The organism is Paraburkholderia sp. GAS348 (assembly GCF_050434205.1).
In the GTDB taxonomy this organism is placed as follows: domain Bacteria; phylum Pseudomonadota; class Gammaproteobacteria; order Burkholderiales; family Burkholderiaceae; genus Paraburkholderia.
This window is the reverse complement of sequence record NZ_JBNPVT010000006.1, coordinates 204,247-220,536: the sequence shown is the minus strand read 5'-3', so window position 1 is coordinate 220,536 and position 16,290 is coordinate 204,247. Positions and strand designations below refer to the sequence as shown.

At 61.9% G+C, this 16,290-nt stretch carries 9 protein-coding genes; 7 read left to right on the top strand and 2 right to left on the bottom strand.

All coding sequences use genetic code 11. The features are described 5' to 3' along the window. Positions 1-42 precede the first annotated feature (42 nt). The 6 genes from P3T22_RS13350 (at position 43) to gltS (ending at position 8,951) form a co-directional block, all read left to right on the top strand. Entirely contained in the window at positions 43-1,596 is a 1,554-nt protein-coding gene (locus P3T22_RS13350) for a class I adenylate-forming enzyme family protein (RefSeq protein ID WP_429325200.1), read from the top strand. Positions 1,597-1,705: 109 nt separating this feature from the next. After that, positions 1,706-3,205 carry a coniferyl aldehyde dehydrogenase gene (locus tag P3T22_RS13345; protein ID WP_063495805.1) on the top strand — a complete coding sequence of 500 codons (1,500 nt, stop codon included), beginning with the start codon at positions 1,706-1,708 and terminating at the stop codon, positions 3,203-3,205. Then, the gene (locus P3T22_RS13340) at positions 3,202-4,503 is read left to right on the top strand and encodes an MFS transporter (RefSeq protein ID WP_082855011.1); all 1,302 of its coding nucleotides are present in this window, start codon (positions 3,202-3,204) and stop codon (positions 4,501-4,503) included. The genes P3T22_RS13345 and P3T22_RS13340 overlap by 4 nt, the downstream gene beginning before the upstream one ends. A gap of 273 nt (positions 4,504-4,776) precedes the next feature. Continuing rightward, the gene (locus tag P3T22_RS13335) at positions 4,777-6,045 is read left to right on the top strand and encodes an anaerobic sulfatase maturase (protein WP_063497918.1); all 1,269 of its coding nucleotides are present in this window, start codon (positions 4,777-4,779) and stop codon (positions 6,043-6,045) included. Between the two features lie 288 nt (positions 6,046-6,333). Then, a complete protein-coding gene (locus tag P3T22_RS13330) occupies positions 6,334-7,458 on the top strand; it encodes a porin (RefSeq protein WP_063495806.1) in 1,125 nt (374 codons plus the stop codon). Positions 7,459-7,748: 290 nt separating this feature from the next. Then, the gene (gene gltS, locus P3T22_RS13325; protein WP_063495807.1) at positions 7,749-8,951 is read left to right on the top strand and encodes a sodium/glutamate symporter; all 1,203 of its coding nucleotides are present in this window, start codon (positions 7,749-7,751) and stop codon (positions 8,949-8,951) included. 104 nt (positions 8,952-9,055) lie between these two features. On the opposite strand, the gene P3T22_RS13320 is transcribed toward gltS, so the two are convergent. Further along, complete coding sequence (locus tag P3T22_RS13320; RefSeq protein ID WP_429325199.1) at positions 9,056-12,415, bottom strand: mechanosensitive ion channel domain-containing protein; 3,360 nt, start codon at positions 12,413-12,415, stop codon at positions 9,056-9,058. Between the two features lie 64 nt (positions 12,416-12,479). After that, the gene (locus P3T22_RS13315) at positions 12,480-15,074 is read right to left on the bottom strand and encodes a hypothetical protein (RefSeq protein WP_429325198.1); all 2,595 of its coding nucleotides are present in this window, start codon (positions 15,072-15,074) and stop codon (positions 12,480-12,482) included. Positions 15,075-15,276: 202 nt separating this feature from the next. Between P3T22_RS13315 and P3T22_RS13310 the strand changes: the two genes are divergently transcribed. Then, the gene (locus P3T22_RS13310) at positions 15,277-16,191 is read left to right on the top strand and encodes a hypothetical protein (protein ID WP_429325197.1); all 915 of its coding nucleotides are present in this window, start codon (positions 15,277-15,279) and stop codon (positions 16,189-16,191) included. Positions 16,192-16,290: the final 99 nt, after the last annotated feature.

The following is a 16,290-nucleotide window of genomic DNA, read 5'->3' as shown; positions in this document are numbered from 1 at the left end:
TCCCCGAACGTTTCAAAGACTGGTGCTGGAAGAGAGTAAAAAATGAGATTGGCAGACTATTTCGATGCGGTAGCGCAGCTTCACCCGGACAACCTGGCGTTTGTCGACGGCGCCACCCGCATGACATACGGCGAGGCCAAAAAATACGTACATGCGGTAGCGCACTGCTTGACGCGCGCGCGCGCGGCAGGTGCGGGCACGCATGCGGCAATCTATGCGCCCAACGACTACCGGGTCAGTCTGCTGCACCTGGGTATCAACCTGGCCGACGCTGCGTGGCTGTCCGTCCACATTCGCAATTCGGTTGAGACTAACGCCGAGGTGCTCGACTACTTCGACACCGACATGGTGTTCTTTCACAGCTATTTTGAAAGCAGCATGCCGGTGCTGAAAGCGAAGCTGTCGAAAGCCAGACTGTATGTCTGCATCGACCGCGCATCGGAACACGGGATGTCGATGGATGAATGGCTGAAAGACTGCTGGAAGCCTTTCCGCAATCAGCCGGAGGACCCGGCCAAGCGTGCGTTCCTGCAACCTACCGGCGGCACGACCGGGCCGTCCAAGGGCGCGGTGCACACGCATCGGAGCCTCGAGTTCATGGGGCTGGGTCTCACTTCGGCGTTCGGCATCACGTCCAGTTCGCGGCACTTGTGCGTGGCGCCGCTGACGCATGCCGCCGGGCTGCTGGCGCTTGGCTTCACGATCAAGGGCGGTGTCAACATTCTCATGCCGGGTTTCGATCCAGATGCCGTGTTGAGCTTGATCGAAGCGGAAAAGATCACGCACCTTTACCTGCCGCCTACCGCCGTCTACGGTCTGCTGGCGCATCCGAAGACCCGGAAGACGGACTTCTCTTCGTTGCAGGCCTTCATCGTCGGTGCGGCGCCGATCGCGCCGGAGAAGTTCAAGGAAGCAGTTCAAGTGTTTGGACCGGTCATGTATGAAAGCTTCGGGCAGACAGAGACGCTGGTGCCGATCCTGGTCAAAGGTCCTGCGGACTACCTGATGCCGGATGGCAGCTTCGACGAGGATGTGGTGAGGGCGGCGGGTAAAGCGGTCGACGTCGCGTGTCTCGCCATCATGGACGCCGAAGGCAACCTGTTGCCTGCCGGTGAACGTGGCGAGATCGTCGTGCGCTCGTCGATGGTTATGCAGGGCTACTACAAGAAGCCGGACGACACGGCTGCGGTTTCGGCATTCGGCTGGCACCACACCACCGATGTCGGCGTGCGGGACGCACGGGGCTACGTCACCATCGTGGATCGCATGAAGGACATGATCGTCACCGGCGGCTTCAATGTTTTTCCCGTCGAAATCGAGAAAGTCATTCAGAACCATCCCGCCGTTCTCGATTGCATTGTGATCGGCGTGCCGGATGACAAATGGGGCGAGGCGGTGAAAGCGGTGGTTCAGCGCAAGCCCGGGCTGACCGTTTCCGAAGAAGAGATCATGGCGCTCTGCAAGGAGCATCTGGGCAGCACGAAGACGCCAAAGAGCGTCGAGTTCTGGGTCGACCTGCCGCGCAGCGCGGTGGGCAAGCTGCTCAAGAAAGACGTTCGGGAAAAGTACTGGGGTGAGCAGTGGCGATCGGTGTAGGTGCCGATCTACCGATCCGCTGCAGGCGTGCCGCCTGAAGCGCGAGATGTAGCGGGATACGTGCTCGATCGAGACCGCGCCGAGAAAGAGGGTGAACCGGAATGCCGAAATGAACGATGCCATTGAAAATCTGCGGGACGTATTGGCCCGGCAGCGTGATGCATGCCGCGCCAGCCCCTATCCTGAGTTGAAGCAACGCAGGCGCGAGTTGAAAACGGTGCGAGAGGCCTTGAGCCGCTATCAGGATCGACTCGCGGCGGCGATGAGCGACGATTTCGGCCGCCGCTCCGAGTTCGAGTGCAAGATGCTGGACGTGATGTTTCCTGCGTTGCAGATCGACCATGCGCTTGCCAACCTGCGGCGTTGGATGAAGCCGCAACGGCGGCGCACGGACTTGCTGTTTCGCACCAACAGCGCCAAAGTGGTCTACCAGCCTAAAGGCGTTGTCGGCGTGATCGCGGCATGGAATTTCCCGATCGTCGAGGCAGTGGGGCCGATGATCACGGCGCTCGCAGCGGGCAATCGGGTGATGATCAAGATGTCGGAATTCTCGCCCCGCAGCACGCTGGTTCTGTGCGAGATGCTGGCTGAGATATTTCCGGAAAATCAGGTGGCGGTGTTTGGCGGCGGCGTGGATGTTGCTCGGGCCTTTGCGAGCTTGCCGTTCGATCACATCGTGTTTACCGGTTCGCCTGCTGTCGGAAAAGAGATCATGCGTGCGGCGTCCACCAATCTGACACCTGTCACACTGGAGCTCGGCGGCAAGTCGCCTGCGATCGTCGCACCTTCAGCGTCGCTGGCGGCCGCGGCGCGCTCGATCGCGCACGGCAAGGCATTCAACGCGGGGCAGGCCTGCGTGGCACCGGATTATGCATTGGTGCCACGCGATCGGATCGACGAATTCGTGGCAGCCGCAGTAAGCGCATTCCGACGCATGGTTCCCGACCCGGCCGGCGATCCGAACTACACGTACATCGCTTCCGACCGCCACGCCACGCGCGTGCATGAGTTGCTCGCCGATGCGGTGGCCAAAGGCGCCACCGTCACCTCGTGCGGCACCGGCAACGGCAACGGCTCGCGAGCCGTGCCCATGCAGATCGTGACGAACGTGACGCCCCATATGCGGATCATGCAGGAAGAGCTGTTCAATCCCATCCTGCCGGTGATGGCCTGCGATTCGCTGGACGAAGGCATCCGGTACATCACGGCGCGGCCTCGTCCGCTGGCGTTGTACTACTACGGTACGGACGCGGGCGAAATCAAACGATTGGAGCAGGACGTTCACGCCGGTGGCATGACCGTCAACGATTGGGCATGGCACGTTTTCCAGGGTGACTTGCCGTTTGGCGGCACCGGCAATTCGGGAATTGGAAGCTGGCGCGGGCCGGAGGGATTCAGAGCGCTGTCGCACGGCAAGTCGGTATTTAGGATGAGGCGCTGGTTCCCGATCGGTCTGTTTCGTCCGCCCTACGGCACGCGCGTTCAACGGCTGATATCGAAGCTATTCCTTGGGTATCCCGACCCGGCCTTGAACATTCCGTGTTCATATGAAAATGAAGCCCGCCGGTATGGTTCGACGGCGCAAGACATAAGCAGAGAGTCGACATGAGAGCCCTACACCTGATCCAGGCCCGCGGGGCTTCCGGCGCCGGCGTGTACCAAGGTTCGAAAGCCTATGCGTGGACCGTGTTCGCCTTGAGCTTCGGATTGATTCTGTCGGACTACCTGTCGCGCCAGGCGGTGGGCGCCGTCTTCCCGTTTCTCAAACCGGTGTGGGGCGTATCGGATTCGCAACTGGGCGCGCTCGTCAGTATCGTGTCGCTGGTGGTCGGCGTGATGACCCTTCCGTTGTCGCTGATCGCGGATCGTTGGGGGCGCGTCAAAAGCATTACGCTGATGGCGTTCGTCTGGTGCTTCGCCACCATCGCGTGTGGCATCGCGACCAGCTACACGCAGATGCTCGCGGCGCGCGCAATGGTGGGGTTTGGCGAGGCCGCCTATGCGGCGGCGGGCGCGGCTTTGCTTGCCCACACTTTCCCGGAAGACAAGCGTTCCGCGGTATTGGGGGCGTTTCAATCGGGCGGCATCTTCGGTTCCGTGATGGGCGTGGTGATTGGCGGTGCGGTCGCGAGCCAGTTCGGCTGGCGCTATGCCTTTTTCGCGGTCGGCGCGCCGGGCCTGCTGCTCGCCGTCCTTTACCCTTTCTTTGTTCGCGATTACCAGGTGCCTGCCTTGCAACAGGGCGCTTCGGGCCAGTGCGTCAATGGGCGGCCGCGGTTTGCCGAAGTATTCAAACATGTGTTCGCCGCGCGCTCCGGCAACTTTACGTTCGCCGCGTTCGGTCTGCAGCTGGGGATCCCCGCCATTCTGATTGCATGGGTGCCGACATACTTCAATCGCTTCTACGGCTATGACCCGAAGAAGGCGAGCCTGATCGCGGCGGTGGTGGTGCTCCTGCTGGGTATGGGCATGCTCTTTGGAGGCGGCGTGGCCGATTGGCTGAGCAGGGGACGGCCTCGCTATCGGGCGCTCGTGCCTGCCGCTTACGCGCTGATTTCCGCGTTGATGCTGTTTGCGGCATTCGCATTGCCGCCTGGCTTAGCGGGGCTTGTGCTGCTGCTCGGCGGCGCGCTCTTCGCCGCGGCGCATGGGGGCGCCGCGGTGGCGATGCTGATCGACGTCACCAATCCCGCCGTTCACGCCACCGTGACGGCAACTGCGGTGCTGGGCGCCAATCTGCTTGGCACGGCACCAGGTCCGTATCTGGTGGGACTCCTTTCCGACGTGACGAATCTGCGCACAGCGCTCACTGTTGCGCCGCTGATGTCGCTGAGCGCAGCGGTTCTATTTCTGCTTGCCGCGCGTTACTACGAAGCGGATATCGCCGCGAGGAAGGCTGCCGGCTAGGAACGGCAGCGGTTTTTGTCTGCGCGGCATGCGGCATGCCGTACGTCGTACGCCGCGCGATTCTGGCGACACTCTGAAAGACCTCCTTTTTGGCCGCAATGACAGGCGCGGGAACCGCTCGTCCCATACGATTAGCCATCGACGCAATACGGCCGGAGCCGGCCGTATTGCGGGGCTGATTTAGTCAAATCTCAAGCGGGTTGCTTGTTCTTCAAAGGCCATAGCCATGACTTCTGCTTCGCACTACTGGGTGGCCGCCTGCCGCCGTCAAGCATGAATGCCCCAACCGCGGCATCGCTGACCGGCATTCATCTGATGGCGAAGCCCATCGGCGCGCTTTGCAATCTCGATTGCGGCTATTGCTTTTACCTCGAGAAACAAAACGCGTTTCCGCCACGCGAGCGCTTTCGTATGTCCGATGAGGTCCTTGAGGCTTACGTCCGGCGATATATTGCGGCTCAGTCGGCGCCTGAGGTCGAATTCACCTGGCAGGGCGGTGAACCCACCTTGCTGGGGCTGCAATTCTTCGAGCGCGCCGTGGCATTGCAGCGCAAGTTCGCTCAGGGCAAGCTGATTCGCAACACCTTGCAGACCAACGGCACCTTGCTCGACGACGAGTGGGGTGCGTTTCTTCGACGCGAGCGTTTTCTCGTGGGCGTCAGTCTGGATGGTCCGCGTGAGCTTAACGACGTGGCGCGCCCCGACAAGCGCGGCCATTCGAGTTACGACGACACCGTGCGTGGTTTGGCCGTCTTGTCGCGTCATGGCGTGGATTTCAATGTGCTGGTGACAATATCCAGCACCAATGTCCATCAGCCGTTGGAAATCTATCGTCATCTGAAGGAACTAGGCGCGCGTTTCATCCAGTTCAATCCGGTCGTCGAGCGGGTGGCTCAGCCTGAGGAAAAGGTCATCGGACTGCATTTTGCCGTGCCCCCGTCGCTCAGCTTGTCTGCCGTAGCGAAAGCGAAGCCAGTGGCACGTAGAGAAACAGCGGTGACGTCGCTGACGGTGAGCGCGCTTGCGTACGGTGCATTTCTGTCCGCGGTATTCGATGAATGGGTTCGCAACGACGTTGGCACGGTTCACGTGATGAACTTCGAATGGGCGCTCGCGTCGTGGTGCCAGTTGCCTGCGGGCGCGTGCATCTTCAGCCCGCGTTGCGGCAAAGCCGCCATCGTCGAGCACGACGGCAGTGTTTACGCTTGCGACCATTTCATGTACCCGGAATATCGCCTCGGCAACGTGATGTCGGACGACCTGGGCAGCATGATGTCCTCGCAGGTGCAGACCGACTTCGGCATGGCGAAGGAAACCTCGCTCCCCGCCAAATGTCTGCGCTGTGAATTCCGCTTCGCGTGCCATGGCGAGTGCCCCAAGAACCGCTTTATCGAATCGGAAGACGGCGAACCGGGGCTCAATTATCTGTGCGCCGGCTATCAGGCCTATTTCCGTCACATCACACCCGCAATGAACATCATGGCGCGGTTGCTGGGGCAGGGCAAACCGGCGGACCAGGTGATGGACATCATCCGGTGCTGACGCCGAACCCGCGATGTCTCGCCCGACGACCGCGGCGGGACGTCCGGTCTGAATGATCATCCGATATGGCTGACGCGAACGACTTCAGACGCGTATTGGACAACGATGCTGCTTCGACGACCTGTCGTGCGGCGTTGACCGTTGAGGGCTGGTGAGCGGCTTACACAAGCCGTTCGGCGGCTGGCTGCTGACCACGAGTCTCGCAGGTTGCTGGTTTTGGAAAGTGATTCAGCACGGAAATTTCTGGTTGCCACATGGACGCCGGATCAGGTAATCCAAGGAGACAAAATGAAAAGAGGCTTTGCAGTTGCAATTGCAGTGGCAACAGTCGGTAGTACTGCGCATGCACAATCGTCGGTAACAATGTATGGGGCAGTGGATACGGGGTTGCTTTATCAGAATACTTCGGCGGCTTCGTACAATCCCGCCGCGCCGAATACCGGCCACCTTTTCAAAATGAAAGACGGTGGCATCTATACCAGCATGCTCGGGTTCAAAGGTACGGAAGACCTGGGAGGCGGGTGGAAGACCAACTTCAAATTGCAAGGTTCATTTGACAGTACCAGTGGCAAATTTGGGTTGAGCGGTACCGCCGGCGTGGCGGCGCAATTCAATCAGGAGGCGTCGGTTGGCCTGGCCGGCCCGTACGGGTCGCTCACCATGGGCCGGCAGATTATCCCGCTGACCTACGCGATGGCTTACACCGATGTGCGCCAGGGTGGCTACTTCGGCAGTATTTTTACCGCGCTGGTCAGCATGAATTCCGCTGCGGGCTGGCCCGGAACCAGTACGAACGCACAGCTTGGGGCGGTGTTCGACGACAACGCCATTGTCTATGTCTCCCCGAACTTCGGCGGCGTGACCGCCAGCCTCGAATACGCGCCGGGTGGCGTAGCGGGGCAGGCGCAGGGCAGCACACGAGAATCGGCGGTTTTGCAGTACGACAACTATGGACTGAAACTCGCGGCAGCCTATTACAACGGGCATGATACCAATCCCAGTCCGACAAGCGTGGCGACCGGGCTGGACAACAACCGGTTCTACTACCTCGGTGCGCTGTATTCGATCAACGGCTTTACAGCCAGTACGTCGTTTAGCAACGGCCGCAATCCCGCCCATCCGAAGACCACTAATTTCGACATGATTTCCGGTGGCTTTGGCTATCGGTTCACGCCGGCTTTCGAGCTGACAAGCGGCGTGTATTACATCAAGGACGAAAACAACTCGGCGAACAAATCGACCGAAATTGTGCTCGGCGCGAACTACAGTCTTTCCAAGGCGACCACGCTGTATGCCCAGGTGGGTTACGTGGACAACCGGGGCAAGATGAATCAGTCGGTTGAGTATGGGCAGCCCGTCGCGCCGGGTATGAATACGACAGCGGCGATGATTGGTATTCGAAAGCGATTTTGAGCGTTCCCGCGTAAAGCGCCGCGCTGCCATGCCCCGTCCGACGTGTCGGGGGGCTGGCGGCGTCTCGGCAGGCGTGAGCGGAGCAGGGAGCGAACGATCGATAAACGCCCCCTTCATTATCAACATGTCGGCCACGCGCAGCCCATGATGCGCGATCATCAGTTCTCGATCCGCCCTATGATTAAGTTATCCCAGGGTGCGAGCTGGGCATCTCAGGTTCGCATCGGGCCATTCCGGAACAACTGCCTCGCTGGGCCAATAACTAATCGAACTCTCGACTGGAGAAGAACATGGTGAGCCTGGACACGCTGGAGACGCTGATGGCCGCTTCGCTGGTTCTTCTGCTCGGTCGGCAGATCCTTGCCCGGACACGCGTATTGCGAACCTACAGCATCCCGGAACCGGTAGTCGGCGGGTTACTTGTAGCGCTGCTGGTTTTTGGCTCAAGGAGCGTGTTTAAAATCGACCTGCGTTTCGATACAACGCTTCAAACGCCGCTGATGCTCACTTTCTTCGCCACCATCGGTCTGAACGCCGATCTCGCCGGGCTGAGAGCCGGCGGGCGTGCGCTACTTGTCTTTCTCGGTGCCGTGGTCGGCTTGCTCGTGATGCAGGATGCGCTCGGCATCGGTCTCGCCTGGGCGTTAGGACAAGAACGTGTGCTCGGCCTGCTTGGGGCGTCGGTGACGCTCTCAGGCGGCCATGGCACGGGTGCAGCCTGGGCCAAGGTGTTCGCGGAGCGTCACGGGCTCGCAGCGGCAACCGAGATTGCGATTGCCTGCGCCACGTTCGGCCTGATACTCGGCGGATTGATCGGCGGCCCGGTCGCGCGCTTTCTGATCACGCGCTACGGCCTTGCGCCCAACCCGGAATCCGAGGTCACAGACACGACCGGTTTCGAGCAGCCCAAAGCGGTTCGCCCGATCACGGCGGAGGCCTTCATCGAAACAGTGGCGCTGATTGCCGTTTGCCTCGCTGTCGGCTCGGCCATCGCATTGTGGTTGACCGGCACAGCGTTCGAGCTGCCCGCGTTCGTGTGTGTCCTGTTTGTCGGCGTTGTCCTGCGCAACGGGCTTGCGATGCCCGGCTGGTATCAGGTCTTCGAGCCCGCGGTGTCGCTGATCGGCAATGTCAGTCTCGGACTCTTTCTCGCGATCGCGCTGATGAGCCTGCGCTTAGGGGATCTGGCCTCGCTTGCGCTGCCGCTTTTCGCAATCCTGGTCGCGCAGGCGATCGCGATGGCCGTCTACGCCATGTTCGTCACCTTCCGGGTCATGGGGCGCAACTATGACGCGGCGGTGCTAGCCGCCGGACACTGTGGTTTCGGCCTCGGCGCCACGCCAACCGCGATCGCCAACATGCAAGCCATTACGGATCGGTTCGGCCCTTCACACCTGGCCTTCCTGGTGGTGCCGATGGTAGGCGCCTTTTTTATCGACATCGCCAATGCGATCGTCATCAAGTTGTTTCTGCTACTGCCAATTTATCCGTAAAGGCGACTGGGCCGACAGTGCGTATTTCACACCGGGCCGGACAGCGATTCCGTGCGCGGCGCCCGGCACGAGCAGAAGGCTCGCAACGACACGCGATCCATTGACTAGCGAGAGGCGGCAGCACCCGCTGCAGTTCCATCCTCCGTGCGCGGTACCGCGTCGTGTGCCAGCGGCGCCGGGAGTCCGGACTTGAGATGAACGTCGTGCTGCGGGAATGGGATTTCAACGCCCGCCTGCCGCAACTCACGTTCGATCGCCGTAAGCACATCGTGGGTGGCGGGAATTCGTTGATTCACGCCCTCGACAAAGAAACGCGCCTCAAAATCGAGTGAACTGTCGCCGAAAGCGAGGAAGAATACGCTAGGGGCGGGATTCGTGAGGACTTTGGGTGCCGAGCGCACTGCTTTCAGGATCGATTCGCATGTAGCCTTAGTGTCGGAGCCGTAGGCGACGCCGACCTTCAGCACCACCCGCGTGATGTGATCACTCAGCGTCCAGTTGATGACTCGCTCTGTGATGACGGTCTTGTTCGGTATCACCACTTCCTTGCGATCGAAGTCGGTCACTGTCGTGGCGCGCGCCTGCACACGGGTCACGACGCCGGTCACGTCTGCGACAGTCACGGTATCGCCGATACGGATCGGCCGCTCGAACAATATGATCAAACCGGAGACGAAATTTGCAAAAATCTCCTGCAGGCCGAAGCCGAGGCCCACGCCCATGGCTGCGACCAGCCATTGAATCCGGGACCAGTTGCCGCCCAGCACGCTAAACACCGTCATGACCGCCCCACCCACAATGACGTAGCGGGCCACGGTCCTGATGGCATAGCGGCTGCCGCCGGAGAGCCGTGCCCGGTCCGGGAAGGCAATATCAAGGAAGCCTCCGATGTTTTTGACCGCAACGACTGCGATAAATCCTATCGTCAGGGCGAGCATCACGCCCCCGAGGGTGACGGTGCGCTCCACCGTTTGGCCCTCCTCGACATCGGTATAGGACCAGAGAGCAATCTCGTTGAGCCGGCTCAGCCCTGGTAATGCGCCGTGCCAGACCACCAGCACGGCAATCACCAGCAGTACGGCGGACAACGCCCGCAACAAGCGTGTCGCCTGGGCTCCGATCGAGGCCAGGTCCGGTCGGTCCAGATTCTTGCGTGCCCCGTCGATCAGGACTTCCGACTCCCGATCCATGCCCTGCGTCCGCGCGCGCTCAAGTTCGTCGCGCCGGTCGCGCAACCAGCGCGCGGTCAGCGTATGGAACAGCGCGATCGCTGCCGCAGCGAGGCAACTGATTAGCGTGAGCCGGCCGAAGACCTGCGCGGCATTGTAAAAGCCAACCGCCGACAGTACCGTCAGCGATAGCGGCACCAAACAGGCGAAGATGTAGGCGGCATATTTCATGACCACGTCCCGGTCCTCCGCGGCTGGGCCGAAATACCGCGAGAGAACCCGGCCACCCGGCCGGAAGGTCATACCGATCACGCCGGCGAACACGATGAGCGCGAGCATATGAGTTAGGCGCCCCAGTGAGGCCCGCACGATGAGATCGTCGTACTGGGATGCGACCTGGTTGACGAAGCCAAGCGGCACCACGAGGAAAGTGAACACGCGCGATGCGCGGCGCAATGCACGCACTGACTGGGCGTCGAGTCCGAAATGCAGTTGGGCAATGCCATCGCGACGAAACAGCCTTGAGAAGAACAGCCCTGCGAGTACCCCCCACGCCGCCGGGCCGAGCCCTTCGCCGACAGCATTGGCAAATTCCGAGGCCGTCGGCGAGGTGACGATCAGGTTGCCGACCGTCCAGACGGCTAGCGGTATCGGCGCAACGACGAGCAGGGTCGTGCCAAGGGCCTGCACGGTGGCGGTGACGTCGGGGTCGCCCTCTGCTCCCTTGCGCTCGGACAGGCGTCGCAGACGCGCAAGCAGACGCTTGCGCGCCGCCACGATGGCGAACGCGGCGCCAAACAGGACAAGCACCTGCAGCGAGCGTTGCTGCGCCTGATCCTTGATGGTTTCGCCCACCTCGCGCCAGCCCGTTGGCGAGGCGAGCCACAACAGCGTCTGCGGCAAATCGCTGAAGGACCGTTCGGACAGGGGGGCCACAGGCACCCAGAACAGCGCCTTGTCGATCAGGCTACGATAGTCTTGCGCGGTGCTCAGGAGCTGGTCCTCGGCGGCGACGAGTTCGTCCAGCGTGTTCAGGTAGGTTCGCTGCGAGGTCGATAGCCGATCGAGCAGTTCCCTGCGGTCCGCAATCAGGACTACCGCTTCGCCACGCAGGGCTGCCAGTTCTGCCGGGCGCGTGCGTGCAGCCTCTTTGCGCACGACGGCGTCGAGCTCTTCGTCCGGGTTCGCGAGACGACGTTGTTCGCGCTCGACCTGGAACGCAGCCGCAGCGATCGACTCAGCGGCGCGCGCCCGTTCGCCGCGCGCGCGACGGAACTGCTCCGCTTCAGGCAGCGCGGCAGCGCGCTCCGCGAGCACCCGGGCCAGTGATTCCGTGAGCTTGCTGCGCGCGAGGCTGAGGCGCGCGCGCTGAAAATCGACCGCCAGCTGTTCCGCCTCCGCCGTGCGCCGATCGCGAGCTTGCCGCAGCGACTCGATTTCTTTCGCGGTCCCGGCAAGCTGCGCCGAGGTTTGGACATTGGCCGCCGCCAACCGATTCAGGGTGGGACTGCGGTCCACCAACTGCCGCTGGCGTTCGGAGGCCTCTTCCTCGGCACGCCGGGCGTCATCTACTCGACGCTGATCGACGAGCGCCACCAGCCGCTTCAGGTCGGCATCGTCGCGCTGCAATTGCGTGCGAATCACGTCCCGCCGCAGTTGCGTCAAACGGGCCAAAAGAGGTTGCGCATCGAGGCGGCTGCGCAAGGCATCAGCCTGAGCTTCGCGAACCAGCAGCGCGGCCCGCCTGGCCTGCGTCTCCGGTATGGTGAGCAAAGTCTGGCGGGATGCACCTGAAGCGGTCTGGATTTCCTCGCGCGACCGTTCCAGACCGGCTTGCGCCTCGCGCTGCGCGTTGCGCAGTTCCGCGGGCTCCGTGTCGACACGTTCGATTTCGAGGTCGAGCATCGTGAGTTCGGCGCGCGCGGCGGCCTGGCGGGTCTCGGCCTGGGCTCGCGCCTGCTCCAGGTCATTGAGTGTGCTGCCGGCACTCAACGGGGCCGAACCCGCCCGGTCTGATTCAGAACGAAGCTGTTCCAGCGTCCGCTCCAGATCACGAATCTGGTCCGGCGCATCGCGCATCAACTGACGATAGGTCTGCGCCTGGGCACGCAGCTCGGGAACCCGCTCCAGATCCGCGAGCGTTGCGCGGGACAGTTCCGCTATGCGCGCCTTGGTGGGCGGATCGATGTCCTTGCGGACCTCGGCTTCCCGGGCCGTGCGCCGCACCTGTTCGACGGTCAGGTCAGCGTTCGAACGAACCACGGGAGGCTCCCCCTGCGCGAGCACAGCCGTCATGGTTGCGCCGACCAGCAATAGTCGCGCGATGGTCAGGGGACTAAGCAGACGGGTTTTGTCTGGACTACTGCCGACGTAAACCACCACCGCCACCCCTTGCGCCGCCCGCGCCGTTGGCTCTCCGGTCGACACCGCCTCCCGGTTGCGCGTAGCGTTGACTCTGGGTCGCACCTCTCTGACGATTCTGCATGTCGTTGTTCAGCTCTCCAAAGGAAGGCTGCGCGCTGGTCCGGTTGATGCCACCCGCAGCATTTTGAGGCTGGGCAGTGGCCCTGCTCGGCGGTGCTGGCGTGGTGCGCTGCTGCTGATAGTTCTGGGCGCTTTGCTGAGTGGTCCGGGGATTCGCCGGCTGGGCTCCCGCGGGGCGTTGCTGCTGAACGCTCTGGGCGCTTTGCTGAGTGGTTCGGGGATTCGCCGGCTGGGCTCCCGCGGGGCGTTGCTGCTGAATGCTCTGGGCGCTTTGCTGAGTGGTTCCGGCGTTACCGGGCCGAGCTCCTGCGGCGCGCTGCTGCTGATTGTTCTGCGCGTTTGGCCGAGTCGAGCCGGTGTTCGTCGCGGAGGGCGTGCGCTGGGGCTGCGCGGCTTGCACTTTTTGCGGCGACGACTGCGGCGTCGGTTTGTTCACGTTGGACCAGGAACCGTTATCGTACTTCTGCCAGCTCCCACCCGTGTTCTTGTACACATTGCCATCACGTCCGGCGTAAAGGTCGCCGTTTGCCGTCTTGCCCGCTACGGCTCTGCCGTTGGCCGTGCTTCCAGCAATCGCCTTGCCGCCAGCCGAATTCTGATAAGTCCCGACCGAGCCCTTCGCTGTGGTGGCATGCTGCGTCGCCGCCCACTGGTTCCCCTTCGTCACGACAGAGCTTCCCCATTGGCCATACGCGTTCGATCCCTGACGGGTGGCGGCATAAGCGCCGGTGTAGGGGTTATAGGCCTGCGCGACGCTCGCGCTGCCGTACTTGCCGGAAGCCGTGGCGCCGCGCGCGTACGTCCCGGTATAAGGATTGTACGAAGCGCCCCACTGCGCGCTACCCGCCGGGCCATAGGCACTGCCGCGTACGCCGCGCGCGCCGGTATAGGGGTTGTAGGCCGGGTATCCATACGGCGCCGGACGCGGATAGTAGATGGGATACGGCCCGTAGCCCACGCGGACATAGGGCGGATAGTAGTAGCCGTTGCCTTGCGCAACGATCGCGCCGACAGCGGCGCCTGCGATAAACATGCCGAGATATCCGGCGGTATAGCTGGCCTGGACAGAGCCGCCCGGCACGACCTGTTGTGTCACGTAAGTGACGTTATAAACGGGCGAGGCCGGCGGGATCGTATAGATCACCTGAGGCACTGAACTGCTGGTTTGCCAGGGTCCGGCCGGCGATGGCGAATCGAACCATACGCCCCGCGAACAGAGGTAATAGTGATTCTGCACCTTGATGATCTTGTCGGGCGTGTTGGTTGCGTAGGCGAGCGTGGTGCCTTCGATCGGTGCGAAATTTGGCTCGCCGCTGTAGGCGACCTTGATCTCGGCCGCCGCGGCAGCAGGGTTGACTTCAACCGTCGTCGGAATCTGCGCGAGCAGCACCGCGTCGTTGGCCTCCGGCGTGCCCGGCACGGAAGCGAGGACTCGCGAGGCCGGGCTGTCGCGAGGAATTCTGGCGAAATCGGCCGGTAGCTGGTTGGTTGCGAACGTCCATGGCCCGCTGGGGTTGGGCGACGAAAACCAGCGGCCTGCCGTCAGATAGTAGTAGATCTTGGTCGGCGCATAGACGAACACGTCGCTATCGGTATTCTTCGCGAACACCAGTCCTGTGCCGGGGATCGCGGTGTAAACCGGTTGGCCGTCGAACACGATCAGCTCAGCCGGCGTACTGCTGAAGAAGACCGCCGGCGGCTTCGCAGCGTGCTTCGCAGACGGTGGAATGAAGGGCTTCAGATCCGTCCAGGTGGGGTCGGCAGGAATCTTCGTCATCTTGGCTGGGAGTGTCTTCGTTTCCGCCCAGCCGGTTTTCAGGTCGGTCGACGTCATCCACGATTGACCGGTGAACAGGTAGTACTGGTGGGCGGCGTTGTCGACGAACAGTGGCCAACTGGCGTTGACCACGAATGTGACATCTGAATTCTGGATCGGCGCGGGTACCGGGTCGCCATCCACAAACAGCAGGACCGCCGGCCCGAAACTGACAAAGATGGCCGGTGGATCGCTCTTGACGGCGACGACCGGTGCGGCCTGTTTCTTGTCTATGCTCGCCACCAGCCGATCCATCGACAAGGTCAGCGACGCCTGCGGATTGAGAAACTTTCGCACCAGCTGATCCAGCTTCTGGCTCGTTGCCTGGTCCGTGCCGGGGAAAGCGGTGCCGGTAATTTGCGGACTGCTCAGAAGTACGTTGCGACTGTCGATATCCACGTCAGTGTGCATTTGCATCGTGATCACGCCCACCTGTGGCTTGCCACCGCGCGGGGTGATGCTAATCGCCATTCGACCGGTCAGTTCCTTGAAGTCTTTCCAGTCGTCGATCTGTGGCTGGTAATAGGTGAGGGTCGCGTCCCCCTGGACCATTTCACGTGGCCAACCAGGGTCTTGAGTCGCGGCGCGGCTCGGCTGCATGGCCGACAACGCCAGTGCCAGCGCCAACACTCGGATGGGCAGTCTGGAAGTCACAATGCTTTGCTCCTGTCCGCCTCACGGCACTTCCGCAGCGCGACCCGTGCCAGGGACGGAAGGCGAATGAGCAGATACGGGGTACGGCTGTTGGCGGCCGGGTCGCGATTGTCGTCAGTGGTGCAGCTAAAAAGATAGGTTCACTACCGCGCATATGCAATTGGACCTTGGTCCAATTGCATGCAGCCGCGCGGCGAGCAAGATGCGCAACAGTAAGAGGGCATGGCCAGATTTCGTCAATCGTGCGATTCGGGGAAACACGGGCAACGTCGGGTCCACGAAGACGTCGTGCCGGCCAACGCCCCCGCTTCGAAGACGGGGGTTAAGCGAAAAACCAGAAGCGGAGGATTGCCGGGTGAGCCACCTCGTCGTTGCTTTGATTGTGTTCATAAGCGTTGTCGGCAGTGCGCTGCTGGGTTCGTATCTGCGCGTCGTACTGCCGCAACACCACCTTAGCGATGAATCAATCAGTGTCGTCAAACTGGCGACCGGCCTGGTCGCTACCATGGCCGCGTTAGTGCTTGGCCTGCTGATTTCGTCGGCAAAAGCCTCGTTCGACACGACGAATAGCGAAGTTGTGCATAGTGCCGTTGACATCGTGCGCCTTGATCGCGTCCTGGCCAGATATGGACCGGAAACGCAGGAGATTCGCGGCTTGCTTAAACGTATCACCGCCGCGTCGATCGAGGTGCTCGCTTCCGGCGATCCGTCGCAGTTGGCGAAAATGAGCGGGCCCGAGGCAGTGGCAAGGGGCGAGGACTTCCAGCGCAAGGTGGAGGAACTCTCACCGCACAATGCGGTGCAAAGTCAGTTGCAGGCACGCGCCCTCCAGATCGTCGATGAAGTGTTCGCCGCGCGCTGGCTGGCGTTACTCCAGCAGAAGGGCTCGATCCCCGTGCCGCTGCTGGTGGTTCTGGTGTCCTGGCTAGCCATTCTCTTCGGCACGTTTGGTTTGTTCGCGCCTCGCAACGGTACGACTATGACAGCGCTAGCCATGTGTGCACTGTCGACTGCCGGCGCGATCTTTCTGATTCTGGAAATGAACACGCCTCTCAATGGGATAGTCAGAATCTCGCCTGAGCCCATGCGCGCAGCGCTGGCCATTCTTGGCCAGTAGCCGCTCGATCGCGCGGGCGTTGGCTCTGCTGCTCCCGCACTCGAGCACGATCAGCGATTGAACCAGTGGTATTGGAAATAGGACCAAAGTCCAATGCGC

Excerpts from the sequence above, each read along its gene's own strand:
- P3T22_RS13340 (WP_082855011.1), top strand. The coding sequence starts at position 3,202 with ATGAGAGCCCTACACCTGATCCAGGCCCGCGGGGCTTCCGGCGCCGGC.
- P3T22_RS13350 (WP_429325200.1), top strand. The coding sequence starts at position 43 with ATGAGATTGGCAGACTATTTCGATGCGGTAGCGCAGCTTCACCCGGAC.
- P3T22_RS13310 (WP_429325197.1), top strand. The coding sequence starts at position 15,277 with ATGCGCAACAGTAAGAGGGCATGGCCAGATTTCGTCAATCGTGCGATT.
- P3T22_RS13345 (WP_063495805.1), top strand. The coding sequence starts at position 1,706 with ATGAACGATGCCATTGAAAATCTGCGGGACGTATTGGCCCGGCAGCGT.
- gltS (WP_063495807.1), top strand. The coding sequence starts at position 7,749 with ATGGTGAGCCTGGACACGCTGGAGACGCTGATGGCCGCTTCGCTGGTT.
- P3T22_RS13335 (WP_063497918.1), top strand. The coding sequence starts at position 4,777 with ATGAATGCCCCAACCGCGGCATCGCTGACCGGCATTCATCTGATGGCG.
- P3T22_RS13320 (WP_429325199.1), bottom strand. The coding sequence starts at position 12,415 with ATGACGGCTGTGCTCGCGCAGGGGGAGCCTCCCGTGGTTCGTTCGAAC.
- P3T22_RS13330 (WP_063495806.1), top strand. The coding sequence starts at position 6,334 with ATGAAAAGAGGCTTTGCAGTTGCAATTGCAGTGGCAACAGTCGGTAGT.